General features: G+C 52.5%; 4 protein-coding genes. 2 read left to right on the top strand and 2 right to left on the bottom strand.

What is annotated here, in order from left to right:
- The first annotated feature begins 134 nt into the window (after positions 1-134).
- Both LQZ21_RS09340 and LQZ21_RS09335 read left to right on the top strand, forming a co-directional pair.
- Positions 135-1,943, top strand: a complete 1,809-nt coding sequence (locus LQZ21_RS09340) for a hypothetical protein (RefSeq protein ID WP_411044061.1) — start codon at positions 135-137, stop codon at positions 1,941-1,943.
- Positions 1,944-2,231: 288 nt separating this feature from the next.
- The gene (locus LQZ21_RS09335) at positions 2,232-4,154 is read left to right on the top strand and encodes a hypothetical protein (protein WP_411044060.1); all 1,923 of its coding nucleotides are present in this window, start codon (positions 2,232-2,234) and stop codon (positions 4,152-4,154) included.
- 82 nt (positions 4,155-4,236) lie between these two features.
- On the opposite strand, the gene LQZ21_RS09330 is transcribed toward LQZ21_RS09335, so the two are convergent.
- The gene (locus LQZ21_RS09330; RefSeq protein WP_411044059.1) at positions 4,237-5,355 is read right to left on the bottom strand and encodes an amidohydrolase family protein; all 1,119 of its coding nucleotides are present in this window, start codon (positions 5,353-5,355) and stop codon (positions 4,237-4,239) included.
- A 56-nt stretch (positions 5,356-5,411) separates the two neighbouring features.
- Positions 5,412-6,254: a hypothetical protein gene (locus LQZ21_RS09325; RefSeq protein WP_411044058.1), complete on the bottom strand. Its 843-nt coding sequence runs from the start codon at positions 6,252-6,254 to the stop codon at positions 5,412-5,414.
- Between the last annotated feature and the right edge of the window lie 39 nt (positions 6,255-6,293).

The following is a 6,293-nucleotide window of genomic DNA, read 5'->3' as shown; positions in this document are numbered from 1 at the left end:
TATATGCTGAAAAATACTGCATTTTTTTTAAAAAATACTTGCTTTTTTTATACTTTTTTTTTATATTATACTATAGTGGATTAATATTGCTTCGGAATCCAATTCCGGTATTAGTCTTAAAAAAGGAAGTGGTTATGAAAATCACGAAACCGGCAGTCCTGGTTATATTCGGAATCCTGGCGGCTCTTCTGGCCGTAGGGTGTTCTAACCCATCGTTCCCCTTAGGGGGAGGAGCAGGGGATGCCGGTCCGGAGACCTATTCCGGTCCGGGTATTGATCTTGACCGTCCCTTTACAGTGACCTTCACCCTGGGGCAGAGCGATACGGCCCGGAGCGTGGCGGGCCCGGACGCGAACCGGATATATATGACGGGAGCTACGGGAATCCGGAATTTTGTCCAGCTCGTCGTGGTGGATACAGCAAGTAAAGAAATTAAGGGCTTTGCCGAGGACCGCAAAACAAGCGGTAACAATAACGAGTTCACCCTGACCCTTGATAACCTGGCCCGGGGTAAGGAATATGCCTTCCTCCTGCTGATGGGGCATTGGGAACATAATGGGAGTTATGTATATTCCGAGGATGAGGCGCCTACCCTTCTGTGCGCCGGGTTAAGAAAGCAGGAAGTGAATATCACGGGGGATACGGTGGTAACTATCACGATGTATCCGATTACCGTGGACACCAAGTTTAGCGGCTCCGATGGCGACAAGAATCTGACTGCCGAACCGAAAATAGTTGATGGGGATCCCGATGCGGCCTACCTAGTCCCGGGGAGCTGGCACGTAAAATGGACGGTGCAGCGGGCAGTGGAGGGGACGAATGGGTTTGAAAAGGCCCTGATACCGGCGCAAAAGATAATCGACACCGCTGCCGGGGACTTGAAGATCAAGGAAAAGCGGATCATTCTCTCCATCGCCGACGTCGAAAGCGTGGTGTCGAGCGGCGGCGGGACTACGGTGGAAAGTTTTAGCCATTTCATCGGCCTGATTGATGCGGAGTCTGAGATCGCAAAAAAAGGGGGGGCGGTAAACTTCAATCTGGAATATGTACCCTTTGGCCTGGCCGACGCCGACAAATGGAGCGGTCTGGGGTCGAACTATAATACCCTGAGCAGTAGTGGTTATCCGGTATGGATCATCCGGAACGGGCTGAATGATAAGCGCCAGGATACGCAGACGAATTTTAAGACTTTTGGCGAGTCCGGCAGCGTTGCCAACGGGAAGGGGGCGGTAGAGTTTGGGGTATGGCCTCCACAACAACCACCGACTCAGCCTCCGGCGGGCAATACTCTGGAGGTTTATAGGGGGTTCTTCGGAAAGGACGACGAGCCTGACGATGGAGAGTACCAGCCGTCAATCGTGTATGGCACCAGGGGTTATGATGGAAATGCGGTGGCGTGGTATGCGGTAGTAGCGGAGAATATCCCGCCGGACCAGAGGGATTATAACCTTCTGGATGGGGAAGTAGAGGTTGCTTCTGATCATCCGGGACAGTTAATAGTGAACCCCGACTGGTGGCAGCGAGATTACTGGGTGTATGTGATAATCTCCAAGGACGGGCAGGTGAGTCCTCCTTTTGTGATCTACCATGATAGCAGCAATAATGTAACCATAACTGGAGCATGGGCGATAGAGCCGGTAAATCTGACGGGTATTACGCCGCCGGAAACCGGGTATGTTCCGGATACTGTCTTCGATACTGATCCCAGTTGGCCATATAGCGGCGTGTTAGAATACTGGTATGAAAATTCGAATGTGTTTGCCGGTAATACTTTTACGGTCGGTAACACGTATAAAGCCCAAGTTCTTTTGACCGCCACGACCGGGTATGGCTTTCCGCCGGAGGAGGAGATAACGCTTGTTACCCATATGGGGAGTACGGTGGTCATAGATGATAATACGGGGCAGCAACTTAGGGTAAGTATTACGTTCCCCCTAAACTAGCGTTTGCTATTTCCGTAAACTAACCCCAGCTGAAGAGCCGGAGCTGCCCGAAGCGGTGAACAACCGATTCGGGCAGTTTTTTTTGATGCCGCAGGAAGCATAGGATTAACCACGAACCACCCGAACCTCACGAACAAAGGGGAGAATTTTGGTATATATGCTGAAAAATACTGCTTTTTTTTAAAAAAATACTTGTTTTTTTTATACTTTTTTTATATATTATACTATAGTGGATTAATATTGCTCCGGAATCCCATTCCGGCATTAGTCTTAAAAAAGGAACTATTTATGAAAATCACGAAACCGGCAGTCCTGGTTATATTCGGAATCCTGGCAACTCTTTTGATCACAGGGTGTTCTAACCCATCGTTCCCCTCAGGGGGGGGAGCCGGCGATATCGGTCCGGGGACCTATTCCGGGCCGGGTATTGATCTTGACCGTCCCTTTACGGTGACCTTCACCCTGGGGCAGAGCGAGACGGCCCGGAGCGTGGCGGGCCCGGATGCGAACCGGATATATATGACGGGAGCCGACGGAATCCGGAATTTTGTCCAGCTCGTCGTGGTGGATGAACAAAGTAAAGAAATTAAGGGCTTTGCCGAGGACCGCAAAACAAGCGGCGAGAACAATGAGTTCACCCTGACCCTTGATAACCTGGTCCGGGGTAAGGAATATGCCTTCCTCCTGCTGATGGGGTATTGGGAACGGGGCCCGAACAATGGGAATAACTATACGTATACCGAGACTAAGCCTACCCTTCTGTGCGCCGGGTTAGCGGAGAAGACGGTGAATATCACGGGGGATACGGAGGTAACTATCACGATGTATCCGATTACCGTGGACACCAAGTTTATCGGCAATAACGGCGGAAGTCTAACTGTCGAACCGAAAATAGTTGATGGGGATCCCGATGCGGCCTACCTAGTCCCGGGGAGCTGGCACGTAAAATGGACGGTACAGCGGGCAGTGGCAGGGACGGACGGGTTTGAAAGGGCCCTGATACCGGCGCAAGAGATAGTCGGCATCACTACCGGGGACTTGAAGATCAAGGAAAAGCGGATCATTCTCTCCGGTCTCGCCGGCAGCGAAGTGACGTTGAACAACGGGTCTACGGCGGAAACTTTTAGCTTTTCCATCCTCGATTATTTCGACTCCATCAGTAGTCCCAAAGTCGACCTTAATGATCTGGAGTTTCTGGCTACCAATCCGGCCGCAAAAGCGGGATGGGCGATAAACTTCAATCTGGAATATGTGCCCTTTGGCCTGGCCGACGCCGACTGGAGCGATCTGACGTCGACGTATTTTGACCTGAGTACCGGGGGTCCGGTATGGATCATCCGGAACGGGCTGAATGATGATCGCCAGGACAAGCAGACGAACTTTTCCCAGTTTGGTAATCCCGGCTACAACGGGAACGGGGCGGTAGAGTTTGGGGTATGGCCTCCACAACAACCAGGAGAACCACTACCACCGGATCAGCCTCACCCGACCAATAATCTGTGGGTTGATGACGGGAAGTTCGCAGAATCTTCTAACCTATCAAGTAAGACAGAGCCGACAATCGAGTTTACGGCCGGGGGTTGGAATGATGGATACGCGGATATATGGTATGCGGTGGTGCAGGTGAAGGCTGATGGTAGCCCGGGGGATCCCCCGGAGCAGAGGGATTATATTTGGCGGATTTCCTACGAGGCCCCCGGCCCTGATGGTGAGACTCATGGCAGAGACATAAAGGTGCCTGCGGGCTATTGGGAAACTGGTTACGACGTGTATGTGATAGTCTCCAAGGACGGGGAGGTAAGCGCTCCTGAAGTGATCAAACACCGCCGTACCGGTGATGCAACCGTAGATTGGGAATGGGGTACTGAGACGGTAACCGACATGAACCTGACCCCATATTTACAGATCCCTTTTAATGGGACCCTACCTTCCAGTATTTCTGATACTGCGCCTCAATATACCGGAACCGCGAGCTGGTCTCCATATGATAGTCCCGATTGGCCTCCGGAGTATGCCCCGGTTCCTCCTAACAGCCTTATAATCAAAGTTGTCTTGACCGCCAAGCCAGGGTATACCTTTACCGGATTAGGTGATGATGACTTTTTCTATAACACCTGGAACACCCACATCTTGATGAAATGTGACGAAAATACCGGTAACACCATTACACTAGTGGGTTACTACGTTGTCCCCGTACCACCCCAGATCTGAAGAACCGGAGCTGCCCGAAGCGGTGAATACCGATTCGGGCGTTTTTTTTGATGCCGCGGATACCCTGTCGGGAGAGCGGTCGTTAGTTTTCAAACATATGGCGCAGTTCGTCCAGAAGGCGGATCGTGCTCTCCGCGAAGGGTTCACCGCCGGCAATAAGGTTCCGGTATGCTTCGCAGAGGGCTGCCGCCTGGGGGCGCTGTACCGGCGCGGGTTCTTTGCCCAATATGCGGAGAAAGTTTTGTTGGTATAATTTATAAAGGATCTCTTTATCCAGGGCCAGGCCATGGAGGCGGTAGTCGAAACCGTCAAAGGTATCATCGGTTTCAAAAAAACGCCGCATCAGGGCTATGTTTTCCCGGCTTGTCCGCAGATTATCCTTCCGCGCCGGGCCCCGGCAGCCGGTATTATCGGTTCCAAAGAGAAAACGGTCCCCATAGGCCGCAAACAGTTCCCGGGCCTGATCCCGCTGTTCCGAAAAGGCGGCGTACATTTCAGTACCCGGGGTTACATCAAAACATACCCGGGGGTATGACTCCAATAGGGCGGGCACCTGGTCCAATTTATCGGCCATAAAAAAGAAATGGGCAAAGGTGACCGGTAATGTTGGATAACGCCTGAGGACATCAAAGGTTTCTTCATAGAGGGTCCGGTAGGAGGGAATATCGGCGTCGTCACCGTAATACCAGCCGTTACGGACCGCCCAGGGGGGGACTGTGTCCTTCTGCCAAAAAGAGGGGGGATCCCCCACATGAAACAGGATGGGCCAGGAGCGCTTTTCGGCCTCGGCGTAAAATTCATCAAAGAGGGGATCATTGATGGCAAAGCGGAAGGAGCGGCGTACATTCGGCTTACAGATCAGCTTAAAGCCGTCAAAGCCGGCGGCAATCAGATCCCGGGCCTGGGCCGCCATACCGGCGTTATCCTCCCGGGTAAGGCCGCGTCTGAGCCCGGCCAGGGCGTATATACGGCCGGGGGCCCGGAGCTTGGCGTACAAGGCCAGGGGGTTGCAGGGCAGATCCGGGACGGTATACAGGGTTATGGCCGGTACGGCGAGTTTTTCCGCCATACCGTTTTCCAAATAGGCGGTCAGTTGATGGGCGTTTTCAAGTCCCGGTTCCCGAAAAAGGGCATCCCCATACAAGGTGTAGGACTCCATTATATGACAATGGAAGTCAAATAGCGCTATCGTGTTTTCCATACTCCCCTTTATCATGCGGCGGTTCAAAGCGTGGGTTTTGGAACCGGCTCATATTGTTAGCGAATAATGCTCTGTTTTGCGGGACTGCTGCGGCCTTCCAGCTCGGGCAGCCGCTTTTCCAGGGCCGCCAGGGAGATTTCCACATCCTCCTCCACTTCATAGCGGCTCAGGCAGCCCAGGGTAATCAGGTCCTTTTCCCGCAGGACATTCCAGTTAAAGGTAAGCCCCACATAGGGGGTGATCCGGCCCGCAGCCATGGGTTTTATGGTCATCACCGGTTTTTTCGCATCGTGGATGATCCGGATCACCGACTCTACCTCAACCTGCATCAAAAACCCAAGGCAGTTGAATATCTGGATATAGGTCTCCACATCGTATTCATTGAGATCGCAGAACTCCACGATCTCCGGCATGTGGGCGCTCAGGCCCGGCTTCATGCCGAATTCCCGAATCATCTCCAGGTACTGGGGGATACGGTCGATGATCTTCTTGTTTTTGTTGACCAGTTGTTCGCAGCTGTAATGATGAATTAAGCAGAAACTGGAGCCGATTTCGGCGCTGGTTTTTATGACCTCCCGGGCCTCCCGCCGGGCCTGTTCGGTATCATCCACGTTGATAACCGGGGTATCGATGAGGATCAACTTTTTCCCCAATTTGTCCCGGACCCGGAATAACAAGTCCTTTGCCTCGGGGCTTGACGAAAAGGGGCCCATTATGGCGTCGATGCCGTGATCCAGAAAGGCGCCGATGACCGCGATATTAGCCTCCACCGCGGAATGGATATCCTTGATAAACAGATCCGCCGCATGGCCCGTATGACTGTAGCCGAGGAGCCAGTTTGAACCGATCACTATCCTTGGAAGGGATATGCCGCCGACTGTTGTTCTGGGAAAGCTCATAATTTTCTCCTTGAAAAAAGAACCCTTCCCCAAACCCGT

Source organism: Treponema sp. TIM-1, assembly GCF_046533115.1.
Lineage (GTDB): Bacteria > Spirochaetota > Spirochaetia > Treponematales > Breznakiellaceae > JAIRMO01.
Note: the sequence above shows the minus strand (reverse complement) of the source record. Positions and strands in the feature narration are given on the sequence as shown.